Source organism: Labrys neptuniae, from assembly GCF_040797145.1.
GTDB classification, from domain to species: domain Bacteria; phylum Pseudomonadota; class Alphaproteobacteria; order Rhizobiales; family Labraceae; genus Labrys; species Labrys neptuniae.
Genome location: NZ_JBFNQD010000024.1, coordinates 41,165 through 61,109 on the forward strand (window position 1 = coordinate 41,165; position 19,945 = coordinate 61,109).

The following is a 19,945-nucleotide window of genomic DNA, read 5'->3' on the forward strand; positions in this document are numbered from 1 at the left end:
GCCGGGCGGGGTAGAGTGGCGCGACCGCACTTATTCCGGTCCACCTGCGCCACTCTCCCCCTTCCGTCGCTGCTGCGCATCGACACCTTCCCCGAAGTCGGGGAAGGATACCCGCACTCCATCCTGAGATCATGCCGCATATGAATCAGGCTGCCTTCACGCACGCGAAAGGCTCCGGGCCGGCTTCGCAGCGCTTCGTGCCTCATTGGCGATCTGCGCGTAGACCTCGCCCGAATATTTGATCCGCCGCTCCTGGGTTGCGAGATCGACATGGGTGATGCCGAAGGGGGTGGTGTAGCCATAGGCCCATTCGAAATTGTCCATCAGCGTCCAGGCGAAATAGCCCTCGACCGGCACGCCATCGGCGGCGGCCTTGGCCACCTGTTCGAGGTGGTCGACGTAGTAGAGCGCCCGCTGGTCGTCCCAGACGCGGCCGTCGGCGGTCACGGTCTCGGGTGCCGTCGCCACGCCGTTCTCGGAAATCAGGATGCGCCTGGGCTGGTAGTTGGCGTGGACGTAATGGAGGACGTCGTAGATGCAGCGCGGCCAGATCTCGTAGTCGACGGCGGAATAGACGCCCTCGGGCCGCACGCGCCTGTAGTTGAGCGGCGCGAGCTCGCCGCCCTCCGCGATCACCGAGCGGCGGTAAATGTTGACGCCGAGATAGTCGACCGGGGCGGCGATGATGGCATTGTCGCCGGGGCGGATGTCCGGCAGAAGCGGGCCGTAGAGCGCCAGCATGTCCTCGGGGTAGATGCCCTTGAACACGGCGTCGAGGAACCAGCGATTCTGGGCGCCGTCGAAACGCCGGGCGGCCGCGACATCGCGCGGGTCGGGGCTGGCCGGCTCGACCAAGTTGAGGTCGAAGACGATGCCGACGGAGGCGTCGGGCACTTCGGCACGCACCGCCGGCACGGCAAGGCCATGGCCGAGCAAAGCGTGATGGCTGGCGGTCACGCCGCCCTTGGTGCCGTCATGAAGGCCCGGCGCGTCCTCGCCGGTGGCGTGGCCCGACCAGCAGAAGGTCCAAGGCTCGTTCAGCGTGGTCCATTGCTTGACGCGGTCGCCGAAGGCGCGGGCGATCATCGAGGCGTAGGTGGCGAAATGTTCGGCGGTCTCGCGGTTGTACCAGCCGCCGCGATCCTGCAGCATTTGCGGCAGGTCCCAGTGATAGAGGGTGAGGTAGGGCTCGATCCCGGCTTCCAGCAGACCGTCGATCAGCCGGTCGTAAAAGGCGATCCCCTTGGCGTTCGGCGTGCCCGTGCCCTCGGGCAGGACGCGCGTCCAGGCGATGGAGAAGCGATAGGCGTCGAGGCCAAGCCGCTTCATCACCGCGATGTCCTCGCGCCACAGATGATAGTGGTCGCAGGCGACCTCGCCGCTGCTGGCGTCGGTGATCACGCCGGGCTTGCGGCAGAAACGGTCCCAGATGCTCTCACTCTTGCCGTCGAGGTCGTGGGCGCCCTCGATCTGGTAGGCGGCCGTGGCGGCGCCGAAGACGAAGCCCTTGGGGAAGACGAGGCCGCGGGCACGGGCTTCGAGAGCCTTGCGGCTCTCAGCGATGCTTGATGTCATATTTTCTCTCGATGGTGTTGACCAGGCTCGCCGCGGCGAGGGTCAGGACGATGTAGAAGATGGCGGCGGAGTTGTAGGGCGCGAAGGGCAGGAAGCTCGCCGACTGGAACTCGCGCATGCGCTGGGTGATGTCGCGGATCGACAGGATGGAGAGCAGCGAGGTGTCCTTGAGGATGGCGATCAGCTCGTTGCCGAGCGGGGGAATGATGATGCGGAAGGCCTGCGGCAGCACCACCAGCCGCGCCGTCTTCCAGCGCGACAGGCCGATGCTGCGGGCCGCCTCGATCTGGCCCATCGGGATGGCGTTGATGCCGGAGCGGAAGATTTCCGCCAGATAGGCCGAATAGGCGAAGGCCATGGCGACGATGCCGCGCAGCAGATTGGGCGGGTCGAGCGCGCCCTGGGTGGCATCCTTGAGCGCGCCGCTGAGCGGCAGGCCGATATAGAGCACGATCACCAGCATCGGGATGCCGCGGATGGTGTCGACGATGAACTCCGAGCCGATGGCGAGCGGGTGGCGGAAATTGAGATGGCCGCCGAAGGTGAGCAGGCCGAGGATGATGGCGAGTACCGCGAAGGTGATGCCGGCCGAACGGTCACGGTCGTTCAGGAGCTCGGTCTGCCAGAGCACCGGCAGGCCGGCGGGCAAAGCTGCGGCCGGGATGAGCGCTGCCGAAACGTCCTGTTTCCTGGCGATGGCGGCAAGGGCCTCGGGGGCGCCGGCGAAGCTGCGCACCGGCACCGGGGCGTTGGGTCCGCCGGGGAAGTCACCCTCGCGCACCGAGGCGATCAGGCTGGACGGCGTATTGCCGACGACCGCCACCTTGCCATCGAGCGTGCCGGCCAGGACATAGCTGTCGCGCGGCTGCATCAGGAACCAGCCCGCGGCCACGGCAAGCGCCAGAGTGAGGGCGACGAAGATCAGGCTGGCGCGCTCGCTGTAGCGCAATTGCAGCAGGCCGACCCAGACGAGGCCGAGCAGGGCGGCGAGAAGATAGGCGGCGACGGCGGCGCGGATGGTGGTGGCGACGCCGGCCGCGAAGGCGACATGGGCGAAGAAGAACAGGCCGACGCCGCCGACGCCGTTGACGAGGCCGAGGATCCAGCGCCCGGCGCGCCGCGGTGCCGCCTCCCGGGTCTCGCCGGGGCGCCCGCCCGCGAGGAATAGGCCGAGGCCGAGCAGAGTCAGGCCAAGATAGACCGGCAGGAGCCAGGCTTCGACATGGCCCAGCATCAAATCGGCGTCCGGGGTAAGCTGCCGGGGCGTCACGCCCTTCACCACCAGGGCCGAGGTGAAGGGATCGACGGCGTTGGCCAGGACCGAGGCGAGATAGGGATGGCTGAAGCCGCCCACTGCGATCGCCAGCGCGGCCGTGAGATTGAGGCCAGCGGCGGTGAGGGCGAGCCGCGGCCGGTAGGCATGGGCCCGTGAGAAGAACAGCACGGCAAGGCCCATGGTGAAGGCGATGGCCAGGGCTGCGAAGCCCGGCACGAAGGCGGACGAACCGTTCTCGACGCCGAGGATCGCCCGCAACGAGCGCTGATAGTCGCGCGAGGTCGAGAACAGATAGATGATGAAGGGCAGGGCCGTCAGAATGATCAGATTGCTGGGGCGTATGCGTCTGAGAGTATCCATTCGGTCCTCACCCACCGGGGCGATCGTGGTTTCGATGATTCTTTGGGAGCGCGGACGAGGGTGCCTATGGGCGTTGGGAACAGGATTGGGCGAGATGACAGGCCCATCGTGGAAGCGTGACGCTTGTGCCCCCTCGCCCCGTTCTTACGGGGAGAGGATAGAGGTGAGGGGCTGCGCAAGTGTTTGTGAGGTCACACTGCCCCTCATCCTTACCTTCTCCCCGTAAGAACGGGCGAAGGGACGGCCGATGTCGCGCCCTTTTTCCTTATCCCAGTGCAACCGGTAGAAGGTCCGCGCTCCCAAGAGAACCCTATCGTCAGAGCGGTAGCGTCCCTACTTGGCGCCCCAATATTTGGCGATCAGCTTGTCGAGCGTGCCGTCGGCCTTGATCTGGCTGAGCCCCTCGTTGAAGGCCGCGACATTGTCGTCGCCCTTGCGGAAGACGAGGCCGAGCGGGTCGGATTCCAGGCCCTTGATGCCGACGACGAGATCGCCGGCGAATTCGCGGTCATAGGCCGGCGCGTTGGCGCCGTTGATGACGACGCCGTCGACATCCTTGTTCTTGAGGGCGATGACCGAGGCGCTGAAGCTGTCATAGGCCACGACATTGTCCTTGCCGACGATCTTCTCGGCGACCTGGGCATCGGTGGTGTTGGCCTGGGCCGAGAGCTTCTTGGCCTTGCCCTTGAAGCCGTCGAGCGAGATGTCCTGGTCGGCCACGCGCACCAGGATCGCCTGGCTGTTGACGATATAGGGATCGGAGAAATCCATCGCCTTCTTGCGTTCGTCGGTGATCGACACGCCCGAGGCGACCAGGTCGAAGCTGCCCTGGTCGAGGGCGGCGAAGATGCCGTCCCAGCCGGTGGTCACGAATTCGGCCTTGCAGTTGATCTTGGCGCAGATCGCATTGACCACGTCGACATCGAAGCCGACGATCTGGTTGGTGGCGGGATCGACGCTCTCCATCGGCGGCGAGGTGGTGTCGGAGCCGACCTTCAGGAGCTTGCCGCCGAGGTCGGCCGCCTGCGCCCCGCCGGCGAAGGCCGACAACAGCAGGGCAGCCGCGATCGCGTTCAGTTTTTTCATGGTTTCCTCCTCCATTGGTTTTGTTGGTTTTGTGGGTCAGCTCCCGCGGCCGCCGCGATCGTCCGGCTGGCGGACCACCAGCTCGGGCCTGAAAGTCTGCTTCAAGGCGAGAGGTGCGGCGCCGGCCATGCGCTCCAGCAGATATTGGCCGAGCAGCCGTCCGCAGATCTCGATGGGCTGGTAGAAGGTGGTCACGGGCGGCGTGAAATAGGCGCTGACATTGATGTCGTCATAGGCGATGACGTCGATGTCGGTGCCGACCCGGCGCCCGAGCCCGGCCAGGCCCGAGAGCACGCCGAGCGTGGTCGATTCGTTGACACAGACGAAGGCGGTCGGCGGGTCGGCGCGCCCGAGCAATTCGATCGCAGCCTTGCGGCCGAACGCCGTCGAAAGATCGCCCTCGACGATCAGATCCGCGGAAGCAGGCAGGCTCGCCTCGGCGAAGGCACGTGTGAAGCCGTCGATCCTGTCCATGGCGTAGGACAGGCGGGCTTGAGGATTGACCAGGGCGATGCGCCGGTGTCCACCGGCGATCAGCCTCGCCGTGGCGGCGTGAGAGGCCCATTCATTGTCGATGTCGACATAGGCATAGTCGAGCGTCTTCCGGCAGCGCCCGAGCGAGACGAAGGGAAAGTCACGGGCGACCAGGAGGTCGATGCGCGGGTCGTCGGCGAGAATCCCCGAGAAGATCAGGCCATCGGCGAGGCCCTGCTCGACGATGCGGCGGGCGACCTCGCAGCCATCGGCGGCATCGCGGATGACATGGACGGAGAGGCTGTAATCACTGCCTTCGAGGGCCTGGCTGATGCCGCTGAGGATCTGGGTATATTCGACGCCGTCCCACTCATAGTCGGGGGCGGCCGTCACCGGCATCAGTACGGCGGCCTGATAGGTCTTGCCGGTGCGCAGCGCCATGCCACGCGTATTGGCCTGGTAGCCGATCTCTTGCGCAGCCCTGAAAATGGCATCGCGCGTCTCGGGCGCGACCACGGCATGGCCGCGCAGCGCCTTCGAGATGGTGGCGATCGAATAGCCCGTCCTGTCAGCCAGCGTCTTGATGGTGGGCGGCGCGGGGCGCGGCGGTTGCGATGATTTTTCGGCCATCCTCCCCTCCAGATTTGACGATTGTTGGATTTTGATATCAGCCAATAAAAACGTTTTCAATAAAAATAAAAACGTTTTTATTTAAAGGTGTACACGCTGTGAGTGATCCACGCGGATGGCGCCGCGGCATTTAGCGCGGGGACTGCAACCGGTTCGAAACTCGACGGGCAAGGGACGAGGTGGCTATGGTCGGCTCGATTCTGAATGAAGGGCCTGTCGATGAAGACCATCTCCACCTCGCGATCCCATGGCGGGATCCAGGGCGTCTATTCCCATGCCTCGTCGAGCTGCGATTGCGAGATGACCTTCGCGGTCTTCGTGCCGCCCCAGGCCGCCGAGCGCGCCTGCCCGGTGCTCTGGTACCTGTCGGGTCTGACCTGCACGCATCAGAACGTGATGGACAAGGGCGAATATCGCCGCCTTGCCGCCGAGCTGGGCCTGATCGTGGTCTGCCCCGACACCAGCCCGCGCGGCGAAGGCGTGCCGGACGAGAAGGACAATTGGCAGTTCGGCTCCGGCGCCGGCTTCTATCTCGACGCCACGCAAGAACCCTATGCCCGCAACTACCGGATGTATTCCTACCTCACCCAGGAATTGCCGGCGTTGATCGGCGAGCATTTCCCGGCCGACATGGCGCGCCAGTCGATCTTCGGCCATTCGATGGGCGGCCACGGCGCGCTGACCATCGCGCTGAAGCATCCGCAGCGCTACAAGAGCTGCTCGGCCTTCGCGCCGATCGTGCAGCCGAGCACGGCCGGCTGGTCGAAGCCGGCGCTGGAGAAATACCTCGGTGCCGATGAAGCGACCTGGCGCCCCTATGACGCCACGGCCCTGATCGCCGATGGCCACCGCTTCGACGCCTTCCTGGTCGATCAGGGCACGGCGGACGGCTTCCTCAAGGAAGGACTGCGGCCCTGGCTGCTGGAGGAGGCCTGCAGCAAAGCCGGCATCGCGCTGACCCTGCGCATGCAGGAGGGTTACGACCACTCCTACAATTTCATCTCCTCCTTCATGGACGATCATCTCGCCTGGCATGCCGAGCGGCTCGGCAAGTGAGGGACGGGGTGTAGCCAGCGCCATAGAACAGGCGCTTCCGTCATTCCTTTCGCAGTCGGGTGGCTTCAGCCGCCCGTCGACCGCAATGGACGGTCGGTGCCGATCCCAGGCCTATCATCCGCTCCCATGGCGGCAGCGTAGCCTGCCGGATCGAAACGCGTGGCGATGAGGGCGGCGATCGCCACCCAGGTGAGATGCATCAGCCACCCCTCGACGAAGCTGCCGCTCCAGCTGTGCAGAAAAGCCATAGCCAGGGGAGCGAGGCCGGCGATGAGGAAGCCGCCGCCCTGCATCAGGGCGGCGAGGGCGCCAGCTTCCTCGGGGCGCGGCAGATGGTCGAGTGCCGTCACCAGCGAAAGGGAGAAGCAACCGCCGAGCCCTGCGCCCCCCAGCGCGATCCAGAGCAAGGGCATGGTGCCGGGCAGGAAGGCAAGACCGCAGAAGCCCGCTGCCTGCATGGCGAGGGTGAGATAGAGCCAGGGACGCCGGTCGTGGCTGCGCGAGGCCAGAATCGGCAGAACCAGGGCGGCGACGGCCTGCGCCACGGCCATGATGGCGACCAGGCTGCCGCTTTGCGCTATGCCCCAGCCGCGCCCCTGCATATAGGGGGCGAGCCAGGCAACCATGGAGGAATAGCCGCCATTGACCAGGCCGAAACAGGCCATCAACTGCCAGCTGCGCGGACGATGAAGCAGGCGCGACACCAGGGCCTTGTCGGGTCGGGCCGTCCTGCCATCCGCCAACACGCGCCAGGCCAAGAGCAGCGCTGCCGCCGTCGGCAGCGCCAGCCACGCCAAGGCAAATCGCCAATCCTGTCCGCCATGGGCGAGGACCGGTGTCAGCTGGGCGCCCACGGCGCCGCCGCCCATGATCATCGCCGAATAGAGACCGGTGACGGCGGCCACCTTGTGCGGGAAGCCCTGCTTGATGATGCCCGGAAAGGCTGCCTGGATGAAGGCGACGCCCGCGCCGCACAGGGCCGCTGTCAGAATCAGGGAGAACCCGCCAGCAGACCAGAGCCTGAGCAGCGATCCCAGCAGGAGAAGGACGAGTGCCCACAGCATGCCCCGCCTGGTGCCGATCCTGGCCTGCAGCCCCGGTACCAGGAAAGCGCCGAGACCCATCAGCAGCATGGGCAGCAGCGTGAGCATGGCGATGCCGCCATAGCCCAGGCCCGTATCGGCCTCGATGCGTGCGATCAGGGGACCCGGCCCGGTCAGGAAGGGACGCAGGTTGAGCCCGATCAGCACCACCAGGGACAGCAGGACCAAGGGCGAAGACGGGGCGGAGGATTGGGGGGGCGTTCGGGGCATGATCAATCAGGGGGCGATCAGCGCGCGCCGGCGGCTTCGAGCAACGAGGTGATCTCGCGATAGCGCCGCTGCCGGGCATGCTGCAACGGCGTGACGCCGTCCTTGTCGGCGAGATTGACGTTGGCTCCCGCGGCGATGAGAAGCCTCACGATCTCGACATGGCGCGGCCCGCCATCGCTGAGAATGATGGCTTCCAGCAGGGCGGTCCAGCCGAGCCTGTTGACGTGATCGACGTTCACGCCGGCCTCGATCAAAGCCCGTACCGTGTCGACATGCCCCCGTTCGGAGGCCGGGATCAGGGCGGTGCCGCCATAGCGATTGGTGCTCTTGAGATCGGCTCCATGGGACAGCGTCAGCCGCAGAATGTCGAGATATCCGCGTGCGCCGGCCAGCAGATAGGGGCTGTCCTCAATGGCGTCCTTGGCGTTGACGTCGGCACCGACTTCGATGAGGTGGCGGGCGACCGCGACGTGATTGCCCTGGACCGCTGCCAGCAGGGCCGTGCGGCGGTTGCCGTCCCGCTCCTCCAGTGAAACGCCAGGAGCCAAGGCCTTGACCGCGGACAGGTCACCACGTTCGGCCGCAGCGATGAGGGCGGATGGCGCGGCTTTTGCCGGGACGCCTTGCGATGCGATGGACATGAGAATGGTTCCCGCCACGATGATCAGGACATTGCGTTTGGACAAGGGTCTGCGCATAGCCGGCCTCCTACCGGGGCCATGCGTATCTCCCCGTCTGGTCATTTGGAAATTAAATGTCCCCATGGCGGCTATTGGAAATGCAAATGACAGGCCTGGCATCAACCAGGCCTGTCATTTGTCGCCCGTACGAGTCACAAAGGCCGGCGGCTGGTCGTCAACTGCCGGAACGGCCGGCGAGCTGCGGCACGAACATGTCGCTCCACTGGGCGGGCTTGACCTTGATGGTACCGGCCCGGTGCATGAAGTCGGCGAACTGCATCACGCCCTGGGGCGTGGTGGAGAAGCGCGCATCCGGGTCCTCGAGCATCTGCTGGACCTCGGACACGTCGACCTTCACCTTCGAGCTCCGGGTGAAGATCTCCGCCGCCAGCTTCTTGTCCTTGGCGATCAACTGGTTGGCATCATCCATGGCATCGATGAAGGCCTGGGTCATCTTGGGATTGGCATCGACGAATTTCTTCGGCGCGAAGGTGACGTCGAGCGTGATGTTGCCCAGATAATCGACCGAGCTGAGCACACGGTGGACGCCGGGCGCCTTGGCCTCGATATATTGGAAGGGCGGCGAGGTGAAATGAGCCCGGATCTCCGTCTTGCCGCCGATCAGGGCGGTGACTGCCTCCGGATGTGGCAGGCTGACGGTGGCCGGATCGAGCTTGGCGTAGTTCTCCGGGCCGAACTCCTTGGCGGCGATCATCTGCAGAACCACGGCGGAGAGCGAGGTCTTGATGCCGGGCAGGGCGATCTTGTCCGCCGAGGTGAAGTCCTCCAGCTTCTTGATCTCGGGCTTGTTGGTGTTGAGCCAGAGCGAGGTCGAGCTCATGCCGGAGACGCCGACCACCTCGACATTCGGGATGCCCTTGGCTTTCGCCCACAAGGTGACGAAACCGGGTGCGCCGGTGCCGGCGAAGTCGAGCGTGCCCGCCATCATGGCGTCGTTGATGACGTTGCCGCCGTCCAGCATCAGCCAGGTGACCTTGACGTCGCCGAGGCCGGCGGCCTTGGCGCGCTTTTCGAGCAATTGCTGGTCCTGCATCACGATCAGCGGCAGGTAGAGGATGCCGAAACCCTTGGAGATGCGGACCTCGCTCACCTCGGCTTGCGCACTGCCCGATGCCAGAGCCGGCGCGAGCATTGCAATGGCCAGGGCTGTCCTGAGCCAGCGTTTGAATGTCATGAAGAATCCTCCCTGATGGATGAGCCGTTCCGGCTTTGTCGGTTGGTGGTGGTTCAGTGCTGCATGCCCCAGCGCCGGATCGTCCTGCGCTCGATGGCGGCGAAGATGACGTTCTCGACGAACAGGCCGATCAGGATCACGGTGAACAGGCCGGCGAAGACATTGGCCGTTTCGAGCTGGTTGCGGTTTTCGTAGATGAACCAGCCCAGTCCGCCGGAGCCGGAGGAGACGCCGAAGACGAGCTCGGCGGCAATCAGGGTGCGCCAGGCAAAGGCCCAGCCGACCTTGAGGCCGGTCAGGATGGCGGGGAAGGCGGCCGGGATCAGGATGAGACGCACCAGCCTCAGATTGCGCAGGCCATAATTGAGGCCGACCATGCGCAGCGTGTTGGAGACGGCGCGAAAGCCGGCATGGGTGTTGAGCGCGATGGCCCACAGCACGGAGTGGACGAGCACGAAGATGATGCTGCCCGTGCCCAGGCCGAACCAGATCAGGGCCAGCGGCAGCAGCGCGATCGCGGGCAGGGGGTTGAACATGGAAGTCAGCGTTTCCAGAAGGTCCGCCCCGATGCGCGAACCGATCGCCAGGGTGGTTAGCAGGGCGGCAAGTCCGATGCCGATGGCATAGCCGATGAGGAGCGTCTGCAGCGATACCAGCATGCGCTCGGGAATGATGCCGTTGGCGATATTGGCGAGGAAGGCCTGCACCGTCTCGCCAAAGGTCGGAAACAGCAGGGGGTTGCCGAGCCAGCGCCCATAGGCTTCCCATGCCAGGGCCAGCACGGCGAGGATCAGGCCCTTGCGCACGAAGCCGAGCCGATAGAGCCGTTCGGCGATGCCGAGGGATTTGGCGACGACGGGAGCACTGCCCGAATGGACTTCCCGGATGATGTCGGGACGGAAGCTGAGAAGATCGGTCATGTCTGGGATCCCCGGCTCAATGCGCGGCAAAGAGCATGTCGTTGATGCGGGTTTCGAGCGCGGCCTGCGTGCCGGTACCCATCTCTTCGGGCGGCACGCTGTTGAGCTCGGCCTTGACCTCCCCGGGATGAGGCGAAAGCAGCAGGATGCGCGTGCCGATGCGGATGGCTTCCTCGATGGAGTGGGTCACGAAAAGCACGGTGAAGCGGGTGTCGTCCCATAGCCGCAGCAATTCGTCCTGCATCTTGCGGCGCGTCAGGGCATCGAGGGCAGCAAAGGGCTCGTCCATCAGCAGCACGTCGGGCTCCATCGCCATGCCGCGGGCGATCGCCACGCGCTGCTTCATGCCGCCGGACAGCATATGCGGATAGGAATCGATGAACTTCGTCAGCCCGACCTTGTCGATATAGGAACGGGCGCGCTCGGCGGCCTCGGCAACCGGCACCCGCCGGCTCGACGTCAGGGCGAAGACGACGTTTTCGCGCACGGTCTTCCAGGGCAGGAGCTGGTCGAATTCCTGGAACACCATCATCCTGTCGGGACCGGGTTCGGTGACGTCGGTCCCTTTCAGGCTGATGCTGCCTTCGACGGGCGTCAGATAGCCGCCGATCGCCTTGAGGATGGTGGATTTGCCGCAGCCTGACGGGCCCAGGAGCACGAAGCGGTCGGAGGGATAGACATCGAAGGAAACGCGCCTGGTGGCGGTGACGAGGGCGTCCGGTGTCTTGTATTGCAGCGTCACGTCCTTCACCGACAAAAGTGGTGTCATGGCGCTGGGGCTCGGCGAAGCGGGCAAACTTTCCTCCCTTGGATGGCTTTCTTGCGCACTATTGGCGCTTGCGATAGGCCTAGCACTCGAAGCTGACTTGGAACTGACTCCAGGAAGACTTGGAACTGACTCCAGGAACCTGAATCTTGGGACCTGAATCTTGGGACCTGCCTCTGTCGCTGCGGAGCCGCCTTGCGCGTTTTGGTCGTCGAAGACACTGCCGATATTGCCGAGGCCGTGGTGGCGCGGCTGGAGGCGATGGGGCACGCCGTCGATTGGGAAGACAATGGCCGCACGGCCTCCGAGCTCCTGGAGGTCCAGGCCTATGACCTGGTGGTGCTCGACCTCAGCCTGCCGGGCGAGGACGGGCTCGAGCTCCTGAGGAAATTGCGGGCGCGGCGGGCCAAGATGCCGGTGCTGGTGATCACGGCCCGCTCGGCTGTCGATGCCCGGGTCGATACCCTGGATCTGGGTGCCGACGACTATCTGACCAAGCCCTTCGATTTTCGCGAGTTCGAGGCCAGGGCCCGCGCCTTGTTGCGCCGGAGCGCCGGCCTGCCCGACAATATGCTGCGCGTGGGCTCTCTCGCGATCGACCGGGCCGGGCGGGTCGCCAGCGTCGACGACAGGCCGCTCAACCTCACCCGGCGCGAATTGACGGTGCTTGAAATCCTGGCGATCCGGCCCGAGCGGATCGTGCCAAAGGAAGAACTCGTCGAACAGCTCTTCAATTTCGACCAGGATCCGAGCCCCAACGCGGTGGAGCAGTTCGTCGCCCGCCTGAGGCGCAAGCTGACGGGATCTCCGGTCGAGATCCAGACCCTGCGGGGATTGGGCTACCGGCTTGCAACGCGGTGATCTCCGCCTGTCGCTGCGCATCCGCATCATCGCCGTGCTTTCGGCGGTGTTGTCGGCGGGAGCCGTCGTGCTGGGGTTGGCCGCCTGGCAATATGCCTCGATCGCGGCCCAGCAGGCCTATGACCGGCTGCTGAGCGGGGCCACCATCCAGGTGGCCGAGAACGTCTATGTGCAGGGCGGGGTCGTGGCGCTCGATCCGCCGGTGGCGGCCTTTTCGACGCTCTCGGCCTATGACCTGGTCTACTACAAGGTCGTCGACCCGCGCGGCGTGATCGTGGCGGGTTACGAGGACCTGGCGTCGTCTGCCACCCCGGCTGCGATGCGCAGCGGCATCGTGCTGGAGGAGGGGCATTACCAGAACCAGTCGGTACGGATCGCCACCATCGCGCGCCGGATCGACGACAAGGACGCCGGACAGTGGGCCACGATCATCGTCGCACAGACTGTCAATGCCCGTACCGCTCTGGCACGTGACCTTACCCTGAAGGCGCTTGCCGTGATCGCAGCGATGAGCGTGCTGGCATTGCTGGCGGTAGGGTTCGCCGTTCGCTTCGGCCTGAAGCCGCTGGCTTTGATCGAACAGGAGATCGTGGAGAGGCGGCCCGACGATTTGCGTCCGATCCGGGCCGGGCGTCCCGCCGAGATCCGCAACCTCGTCCAGGCCATCGATGATTTCATGCGCCGGTTGTCCGAACGGATGGCGCTGATGCAGCGTTTCATCGCCGACGCGGCGCATCAGATCCGCACACCCCTGGCGGCGCTCGATGCTCAGGTCGAGCTGCTTTCGGGACCGCAGGATGCGAAGCGGCGGGCCGAACATTTGTCGCGCGTTCGAGAACGGACAACCGAGCTGGCCCGCCTGACCCGGCAGCTTCTCGACCACGCCATGGTCGTCCATCGCGCGGATGCGGCGCAGACCTCGCCGATCGATCTCAACGAACTCGCCAAGGCGACGCTTGCGAAATCCGTGCCCCTCTCACTGGCACGCGAGGTCGATATCGCCTTCGAACACGCTGTTCCGCCACCTGTCATCGAGGGCGATGCCATCAGCCTGCGCGAGGCGCTGGCCAATCTGATCGACAACGCCCTGGTCCATGGTGCGAGCAGTCGCCTCACCGTGGTGGTCGGCCAGGTGGGCGACCGGGCCTGGATCGAGGTGCGGGACGATGGCGAAGGCTTCCCTCAGGAAGAAGGGGGGAGCCTCGTCGCCCCCTTCCAGAAGGGTGAGCGATCCGCGGGGTCAGGGCTCGGTCTGGCGATTGCCGACGAGGTCGCACGCGCCCATGGCGGTGCCCTGGAATTCGCCGAGGAGGACGGGCTCACGGTGGTGCGCCTGTGCCTCTCGGTGTCGCGCAAATGACCGCAGGGCGGAGGCGGCCTATTTGTCCGCCAGCAGGTGGCGGATGAACTGGTTGAACAGCTCCGTTTGGCTGGAAATGCCGAGCTTGGCATAGATGTTCTTGCGGTGGATCTTGACCGTGCCCTCGGTAATGTCGAGCAGGCTGCCGATCGAGAGGCTGGAATGGCCGCGCAGCACCAGGCTGACGATGGTCTGCTCGCGCGGCGTCAGCAGCGCCGGCGCGAAGCTGAGAAAGGCCTGTTCGATGGCATGCTCGCGCGGAGCGGGTGCGGCTCCCGGGTCCCTTCCCTCTGCGAGGGCCTGCCACTGGCGACCCATGAGTGCGAGCACCATCGGCGCTGCCCGGGCGAGATCCGCCATTTCAGCGGTTGCGAACGGGGATGAACCGTTCTGGCGCAACAGCGAATAGGCGAGATAGAGATCCGGCCTGAGGGCGTGCAGGAAGACGATCTCCTCGGTGAGGGAGCCGCTTTCCATCGAGATGCAGGGGTGGACGTCCGGCGAATTGAAGTATTCGCCTTCGAAGAAATCATCCGGGGCGAGATCGTGCAGGCGATAGAGGCCTGACGGCGTGGTGTGCACGCAGGCGGTGTAGACGGCGTCGAGGAGATAGGTGCCGGCGAGATAATTGGCCATGATCTGCGAAGAAGACACCGCCTTCAGGCCGTCATGCAGCAGTGTCGGCCTGTCTTCGAGCGGATAGGCGAAGATGCAGCTCAGGTCGAAGGGAGCAATCTGCCCCAGGGCTGCGTCGAGGGCAGCTGCAAATTGCGGAGAACCCAGCAGGGCGACCAGGTCCGGCGTCGCATGATGCCAGCTGTCTGCGGCCGATCGTTCGCGGCTGTTCATGGCCGTCCCTTCATCCTCCGTTTCCTGCTTGCCTGTATGCCCGCTCCCGTCAGCGGCAGCCTCTATCTCTTTAGGGATATTTATCGCAACGCTGCTTTTCGGATCATCGGGATGTCGCAAAGAGGAGAATTTTACAAGCTCCTCGGCAAGAGGGGACTTCCATGACGATCGAGACGACCAGCCGCCCGACCGGCGGCGTAACCTATCAGAGTGTCGACGAGGCCTATTTCGAGCAACGCCAGCTCAAGCGCCATGCCGGACTGTTCACCCTGTGGATGATGGGCGTCGGCGCCGTCGTCGCCGGCGAATATTCGGGCTGGAACATCGGCCTTTCGCAAGGCGGCTTCGGCGGCATGCTGCTCGGCGCGCTGATCATCGGCTTCATGTATGTCTGCCTGTGCTCGTCGATCAGCGAGATGAGCGCGGCCCTGCCGCATACGGGCGGCGCCTATTCCTTCGCGCGCACCGCGCTCGGGCCCTGGGGCGGCTTCACCACGGGCCTGGCCGAGAACATCGAATTCGTGCTGGCCCCTGGCGCCAACATGTTCTTCATGGCCTCCTATCTCGCCGCCATTTTCGGCACGCCCGACAGCTGGCTGCCGCTGTGGTGGGTCGCCGGCTATATGGTGATGCTCGGCCTGTCCGTGCGTGGCCTGGAACTGTCGATGCGGGTGGTGGTCTGGATCACCGTCGCGGCCGTGCTGGTCCTGTTGTTCTTCTTCGTTGTGGCCCTTCCTCATGTGGATTTCGTCCGGCATGCGCTCAACATCGGCACGGACGGCAAGCTCGTGGCCGACGGCGCGGGCCCCTGGCTGCCCTTCGGCCTCACGGGCGTCATGCTGTCGCTGCCCTTCGGCGTCTACATGTTCCTGGCCGTCGAGCAATTGCCGCTCACCGCCGAGGAAGCCAAGAACCCCACGCGCGACATGCCGCGCGCCCTGATCCTGTCGATCCTGACGCTGATCGCGCTCGCCCTCGGCGTGCTGTTCTTCAGCGCCTCCATTCCGCCGGGCGCCCATGCCATGGGTTCGTCGGGTGAGCCGCTGCTCGATGGCTTCCGTACCATCTTCGGCGATGGCTGGGCCAAGCTGCTGGCGGGCGTGGCGGTGCTGGGGCTTGCCGCAAGCTTCTTCGCCGGCAGCTTCGCCTCGGGCCGCAACATCTATTCGCTGTCGCGCGCCGGCTATCTGCCGACCGTGCTGTCGGTGACCAATCCGCGCACCAAGACGCCGAACATCGCGTTGGCGACCGGCGCGGGCTTTGCCCTCATCGTGCTGCTGGCGATCTGGTTCCTGGGTGGCAAGGACAATGTTGCCTTCATGGCCGGCTTCCTGGTCAGCATGATCGTGTTCGCGGGCATGGTGTCCTACATCCTGCAGAGCATCGCCTTCCTGCGCCTGCGCCGGCTCTATCCCGATATCGCCAGGCCGTTCCGCAGCCCCTTCGGTGCCTTCGGGGCCTATGCCACCATCGGCATCTGCATCCTCACGCTCGGCTACCAGTTCTTCGATCCGCTCTATCGCTGGGCGGCGATCGCGGCGGCGGCCTGGTATCTGATCGGCCTCGGCTATTTCGGCTTCTACCGCCGCCATCGCCTGGTGCTGTCTCCGGAGGAGGAGTTCGCGGTGTCCGGCGGCACGTGCGGCCGCCCGCTCGGCGAGCATTGAGGCGCCGGCCGGAGCGAACGGATATCGGCCGGGTGTTCCGGTCGATTATGGATCGAATAGTCTAAATTTAAGCGAGGACATCATGGCCGCAAGGCTAGCAGGCAAGACCGCCATCATTTCGGGCGGGGCGACGGGCATGGGCGGGGCGGCTTCCAGGCTGTTCGCGGCCGAGGGCGCCAAGGTCGCCATCATCGACCGCAATGCCGTCGCGGCGGAGGAGACGGCGGCCGCAATCCGCGCGGCCGGAGGCGAGGCGACCGCCTTCGTCGCCGACGTCTCGGAGGAGGCCGAAGTCGAGACGGCGGTCAGGGCGGTGCAGGAGTGCTTCGGTCCCGTCACCACCTTGTTCAATCATGCCGGCACCATCCTGATCAAACCCTTCCTCGAGATCTCGCTCACCGAGTGGGACTGGCTGCATGCGGTCAATGTCCGCTCGATGTTCCTGATGACCCGGGCGGTGCTGCCTCAGATGATCGCCCATGGCGGCGGTTCGATCGTCTGTACCTCCTCGATCTCTGCGGTGGCGGCGACGCCGATGGAAGTGCTCTACGACACCACCAAGGGCGCCTGCCACATGTTCGCCCGGGCCATCGCCGTGGAGTTCCGGGACCGCAACATCCGCTGCAATGCCGTCTGTCCGGGCTTCATCCGCACGCCGCATGGCCTGCGCGAGGTCGCCGAGCTGCAGGCACATGGCGTCGACGTCTCCGATGCGGCCATCGCGGCCCAACAGGGGCGGATCGGCGAACCCGAGGATGTCGCGCGGGCGGCGCTCTATCTCGCCAGCGACGAGTCGAGCTTCGTCAACGGCGCCCATCTGTTCGTGGACAACGGCTTCACCGCGATCTGAGCCTCTGCCTTCCGCTTTCCTCCGGCCGGCGAAGCACGATATCGTGGTGCCGGCCGGATCATGATGGGGGAGGGCGAGGTGAGCGCCAGCGACGAGACGCAAGCGGACGGCCTGTCCGCCCTGGACCTTGCGTTCCTGCGGCAGTCGATCGCCCTGTCCGACGAGTCCAGGCGGCGCGGCCGCCATCCCTTCGCCGCGCTGGTGGTCGACGGGAACGGCAATGTCGTCGCCTCGGCCGGCAACAATTCGATGCCGCCCGAGGGCGATCCGACCCAGCACGCCGAACTGGTGGCAGCCGCGGCGGCGGCCAAGGCGAGGACGCCGGAGGAACTCGCCGCCTCGACGCTCTACACCAGCGCCGAACCCTGCTGCATGTGCGCGGGCGCCGTCTATTGGACGGGCATCGGGCGGGTGGTCTATGCCCTCTCGGAACATCGCCTGCTCGAACTCACCGGCGCCCATCCCGAAAACCCCACCTTCTCGCTGCCCTGCCGCGAGGTTTTTGCGCGGGGACAGCGTCGGATCGACGTGGTCGGCCCCGCGCTGGAAGACGAGGCGGCCGTGCCTCACCTGGGTTTCTGGACGTGAGGAGCGGGGGCTTCGAGATATATGTCTGGCGTTGCTTTCCTACGACGATCATTGCCGCGCTCTGACGCCCATCTCGGCGAAATGCGCATAGCAGGGGGAGCAGCAGTCTTGCCTTGCTGCGCCATCCGGTATCTTGCAAGCTTCGAAGATCCAGCCGGTTGTGCAAGGCCTTGATTCGAAACGCGTCCGAAACCTCGAGGCGGTGAGAGCGAGTGCCTGACCGCGGGTCACATGGCAGGATGTCTATCGAGCGTGTCAACGAAGAGCAGGGCGATGGTTCCAGACGATAGCGACAATATTTTCGATCTGGCACCCATGTCGCTCTGGCTGGAAGACTACACCACTCTGCGTGAGCAATTCGAGGCATGGCGCGCAGAGGGGGTGACGGATCTGCGAGCCTTTCTTTTGGCAGATCCCGCCAGGCTTGCGCATTGTTCGAGCCTCATTCATGTGCTCAAAGTCAACCGCAAGACCCTCTCGCTGTATGAAGCCGACAGTGTCGACCATCTCGTGGCCAATCTCGGCAGGGTGCTGCGTGACGACATGCTCGAGGCGCACATCGATGAGTTGAAGCAACTCTGGGACGGCGCCACGGAGTTTTACAGCAACACGGTCAACTATACGTTGGGCGGCAAGCGTCTCGACATTCAGCTGCGCGGCATCATCCTGCCAGGACATGAGCAGGTGTGGGACCGTGTGCTCCTGGCCATCGAGGACGTGACCGCCCTCGAGGATGCCCGCCGCCAGACGGCGAAACAGCAGCAATATGCTTCAGCCCTCTTCGAGCACTCGCCGGTTTCGCTCTGGGTCGAAGACTTCAGCCGCATCAAGCAGTTGATGGACGACCTGCGGGCGCGCGGCATCGTCGATTTTCGGGTTTTCACGGATGTTCACCCCGAATTCGTGCGCCAATGCATGAGCGAAATCCGGGTTCTCGACATCAACAAGGAGACACTGGCCCTCTTCCTTGCCGCCGACAAGCCGACACTCCTGCAAAACCTGCCGCGCGTGTTCCAATCCGATATGGAAGCCCATTTCCGCGAACAATTGATTGATTTGTGGAATGGCGTTTTCTTTCAGCGCCGGGAGGTGCTCAATCACGCACTCGACGGCACCGAACGCTATCTTCTCCTGCAATTGTCCCTTCTTCCGGGACATGAAGAGGACTGGTCGCAGGTGCAGGTCGCGCTGACCGACATTACGGCGCGCAAGAAGGCGGAAGCCTATCTCGAATATCTCGGCAAGCACGATGTCCTGACGAAATTGTTCAATCGCGCCTTCTATGTCGACGAGCTGAACCGGCTGGAGCGCAACAATTTTTCGCCCGTGTCGATCATCGCCATCGATCTCGATCGGCTCAAATCCGTGAACGACCAGTGGGGTCATGCGACCGGTGACGCCTTGTTGCGGCGCGTCGGCGAGATCTTGAACGAGGCCGTCAAAAAACCGGGGCACGCCGCTCGCATCGGCGGCGACGAGTTTGCCGTCGTCCTTCCCTATGTCGACGAGCGCGGTGCGACGGCCATGATGGAAAACATCGAGCGCCTCGTCGAGATCAACAATCAATATTATTCACAGATGGCCCTGAGCGTCTCGATGGGTGCTGCCACCAGCCAGGACGGAGAAAAGCTCGAATCCGTCGCCAGGCGAGCCGATCTCCTGATGTATGAGAACAAGCACCGGCATCATTCCGATCCAAGCTAGTGCATCGCCGGGCGTCCTTCAGGTCGCGGCCACGTCCAGCAGCGATGCGACGGCTGGGGCATCGAAGCCGCCGATGCCCTCGCCGATATCGGCGCCGACCGACTTGACCAGCGCCGCCGGGTCGCGTTGTCGCAAGGCCTGGATGATCTCCTGGTGGCGGTCGACCACGTAGAGTTCGGCGACATGTTCCATGGCGACGCCCTGGACCGGGCCGAGCTGCAGCCAGACGCTTTCGATCATCGGCAATACGATGCGATCGGGGCTGATGCTGTAGATGGTGCGGTGAAACTGCTGGTTGGCAAGCAGGGCACCGACCTTGTCCTGCCTGGCAATGGCCTCGTCGATGGCAAGATCCATCTCGACCAGCTGGTCGATCTGGCGCTCGGTAATATGCGCGACGGCCCGCCGCGCCGCATGCTGTTCCAGCACGACGCGCAGCGAGATCAACTCCTCGAAGAGCTCCGGCGTGACGGCCGGAACCTGGATCCGGCGATTTTCGAGCAGTTTGAGAGCGCCGATCGAGGTGAGCTGCCTGAGCGCCTCGCGCACGGGCGTGGAGCTGCTTTCGAGCGCGGCGGCGAGGCCGCGTATGGTCAGCGAGGTTCCGGGCCGGAAAGCTCCTACCATGATGGCCTGCCTGAGGCGCAGGAAGACATAATCATGCGTCGTCGTACCATCGACCCGGGCCAATGGCGGCAGTACCAACTTCTTCAATAATCTCGCCTCCCTGCGAAC

18 protein-coding genes are annotated in these 19,945 nt (G+C 64.8%); 7 read left to right on the forward strand and 11 right to left on the reverse strand.

Annotated elements, in window-relative coordinates:
* Positions 1-156: 156 nt before the first annotated feature.
* From ABXS05_RS32370 to ABXS05_RS32385, 4 genes are all read right to left on the reverse strand, one after another.
* A complete protein-coding gene (locus ABXS05_RS32370; protein ID WP_367626742.1) occupies positions 157-1,575 on the reverse strand; it encodes a GH1 family beta-glucosidase in 1,419 nt (472 codons plus the stop codon).
* Positions 1,556-3,211, reverse strand: coding sequence for an amino acid ABC transporter permease (locus ABXS05_RS32375; protein WP_367626743.1), 1,656 nt, complete (start codon positions 3,209-3,211; stop codon positions 1,556-1,558). The genes ABXS05_RS32370 and ABXS05_RS32375 overlap by 20 nt, the downstream gene beginning before the upstream one ends.
* Before the next feature lie 333 nt (positions 3,212-3,544).
* Complete coding sequence (locus tag ABXS05_RS32380; protein ID WP_367626744.1) at positions 3,545-4,297, reverse strand: transporter substrate-binding domain-containing protein; 753 nt, start codon at positions 4,295-4,297, stop codon at positions 3,545-3,547.
* Between the two features lie 36 nt (positions 4,298-4,333).
* Entirely contained in the window at positions 4,334-5,401 is a 1,068-nt protein-coding gene (locus ABXS05_RS32385; RefSeq protein WP_367626745.1) for a LacI family DNA-binding transcriptional regulator, read from the reverse strand.
* A 219-nt stretch (positions 5,402-5,620) separates the two neighbouring features.
* Here ABXS05_RS32385 and fghA point away from each other — a divergent pair, with 219 nt between their 5' ends.
* Complete coding sequence (fghA, locus tag ABXS05_RS32390) at positions 5,621-6,457, forward strand: S-formylglutathione hydrolase (RefSeq protein ID WP_367626746.1); 837 nt, start codon at positions 5,621-5,623, stop codon at positions 6,455-6,457.
* 65 nt (positions 6,458-6,522) lie between these two features.
* On the opposite strand, the gene ABXS05_RS32395 is transcribed toward fghA, so the two are convergent.
* The 5 genes from ABXS05_RS32395 to ABXS05_RS32415 form a co-directional block, all read right to left on the reverse strand.
* Positions 6,523-7,770 carry a cyanate transporter gene (locus ABXS05_RS32395; RefSeq protein ID WP_367626747.1) on the reverse strand — a complete coding sequence of 416 codons (1,248 nt, stop codon included), beginning with the start codon at positions 7,768-7,770 and terminating at the stop codon, positions 6,523-6,525.
* Positions 7,771-7,787: 17 nt separating this feature from the next.
* On the reverse strand, positions 7,788-8,468 hold the full coding sequence (locus tag ABXS05_RS32400) for an ankyrin repeat domain-containing protein (RefSeq protein WP_311944622.1): 681 nt from the start codon (positions 8,466-8,468) through the stop codon (positions 7,788-7,790).
* 157 nt (positions 8,469-8,625) lie between these two features.
* Entirely contained in the window at positions 8,626-9,603 is a 978-nt protein-coding gene (locus ABXS05_RS32405) for an ABC transporter substrate-binding protein (protein ID WP_376717793.1), read from the reverse strand.
* Positions 9,604-9,698: 95 nt separating this feature from the next.
* On the reverse strand, positions 9,699-10,565 hold the full coding sequence (locus tag ABXS05_RS32410) for an ABC transporter permease (RefSeq protein ID WP_311944626.1): 867 nt from the start codon (positions 10,563-10,565) through the stop codon (positions 9,699-9,701).
* 16 nt (positions 10,566-10,581) lie between these two features.
* Positions 10,582-11,334 carry an ABC transporter ATP-binding protein gene (locus ABXS05_RS32415; RefSeq protein WP_311944627.1) on the reverse strand — a complete coding sequence of 251 codons (753 nt, stop codon included), beginning with the start codon at positions 11,332-11,334 and terminating at the stop codon, positions 10,582-10,584.
* A 192-nt stretch (positions 11,335-11,526) separates the two neighbouring features.
* Here ABXS05_RS32415 and ABXS05_RS32420 point away from each other — a divergent pair, with 192 nt between their 5' ends.
* Positions 11,527-12,192 (forward strand): response regulator, encoded by a 666-nt coding sequence (locus ABXS05_RS32420; protein WP_367626748.1) that lies wholly within the window; start codon positions 11,527-11,529, stop codon positions 12,190-12,192.
* Positions 12,179-13,552, forward strand: a complete 1,374-nt coding sequence (locus ABXS05_RS32425; protein ID WP_311944629.1) for a sensor histidine kinase — start codon at positions 12,179-12,181, stop codon at positions 13,550-13,552. The genes ABXS05_RS32420 and ABXS05_RS32425 overlap by 14 nt, the downstream gene beginning before the upstream one ends.
* 18 nt (positions 13,553-13,570) lie before the next feature.
* Here the strand turns inward: ABXS05_RS32425 and ABXS05_RS32430 are convergent, their stop codons facing one another.
* Positions 13,571-14,401 (reverse strand): helix-turn-helix transcriptional regulator, encoded by an 831-nt coding sequence (locus ABXS05_RS32430; RefSeq protein WP_367626749.1) that lies wholly within the window; start codon positions 14,399-14,401, stop codon positions 13,571-13,573.
* A gap of 161 nt (positions 14,402-14,562) precedes the next feature.
* On the opposite strand from ABXS05_RS32430, the gene ABXS05_RS32435 reads away from it, so the two are divergent.
* The 4 genes from ABXS05_RS32435 to ABXS05_RS32450 all read left to right on the forward strand — a co-directional run bounded on the left by ABXS05_RS32435 (position 14,563) and on the right by ABXS05_RS32450 (position 19,210).
* Positions 14,563-16,068, forward strand: coding sequence for an amino acid permease (locus ABXS05_RS32435; RefSeq protein ID WP_367626750.1), 1,506 nt, complete (start codon positions 14,563-14,565; stop codon positions 16,066-16,068).
* Positions 16,069-16,150: 82 nt separating this feature from the next.
* Positions 16,151-16,918, forward strand: coding sequence for an SDR family NAD(P)-dependent oxidoreductase (locus tag ABXS05_RS32440; protein ID WP_367626751.1), 768 nt, complete (start codon positions 16,151-16,153; stop codon positions 16,916-16,918).
* 60 nt (positions 16,919-16,978) lie between these two features.
* Positions 16,979-17,506: a nucleoside deaminase gene (locus ABXS05_RS32445; RefSeq protein ID WP_437178717.1), complete on the forward strand. Its 528-nt coding sequence runs from the start codon at positions 16,979-16,981 to the stop codon at positions 17,504-17,506.
* A gap of 273 nt (positions 17,507-17,779) precedes the next feature.
* Complete coding sequence (locus ABXS05_RS32450; protein ID WP_367626753.1) at positions 17,780-19,210, forward strand: sensor domain-containing diguanylate cyclase; 1,431 nt, start codon at positions 17,780-17,782, stop codon at positions 19,208-19,210.
* Between the two features lie 18 nt (positions 19,211-19,228).
* Here ABXS05_RS32450 and ABXS05_RS32455 read toward each other — a convergent pair whose 3' ends face one another.
* Positions 19,229-19,924, reverse strand: a complete 696-nt coding sequence (locus tag ABXS05_RS32455; RefSeq protein ID WP_367626754.1) for a GntR family transcriptional regulator — start codon at positions 19,922-19,924, stop codon at positions 19,229-19,231.
* Between the last annotated feature and the right edge of the window lie 21 nt (positions 19,925-19,945).